The sequence below is a fragment of the Mesorhizobium sp. M2E.F.Ca.ET.209.01.1.1 genome, from assembly GCF_004010375.2.
GTDB lineage: Bacteria > Pseudomonadota > Alphaproteobacteria > Rhizobiales > Rhizobiaceae > Mesorhizobium.
In genome coordinates this window covers 1-328 of the sequence record NZ_SADP02000725.1, presented here as the reverse complement: position 1 = coordinate 328, position 328 = coordinate 1, and the positions used below count along the sequence as shown (strand labels likewise).

The window sequence follows — 328 nt, the reverse complement described above, 5'->3', positions numbered from 1 at the left end:
ACTTACCGCGAGATCAAGGCGCCGACCGTCGTCATCTCAGGCGACCGCGACAAGGTGGTCTACGCGGCGATCCATTCCGCCGGCCTGGAGCGCGACATCCCGGGTGCCGAGCTGGTCTGGGTCCACAATCTCGGCCACAAGCCGGACTGGATCGCGCCCGGCCTCGTGGTCGACGCGATCGAGAAAGTGAGCGGCGCGCCGATCGACTTGCAGGCGATGGCTAAGGCCGTGGAAGGCCGGATCGCCGGGGATGCGCAAGGCGCCGGCCGCTGCGCAGAACTCAAGGTGCCCGACGCAGAACTCGCGCCAGGCTGATCGAAGACCAAGC

The 328-nt window shown here is 67.7% G+C and carries 1 protein-coding gene; it reads left to right on the top strand.

Annotated features, from left to right (window positions below; all coding sequences use genetic code 11):
* A partial coding sequence (locus tag EN852_RS37615) for an alpha/beta hydrolase (protein ID WP_135879824.1) occupies positions 1–315 on the top strand: 315 nt, incomplete at its 5' end.
* Positions 316–328: the final 13 nt, after the last annotated feature.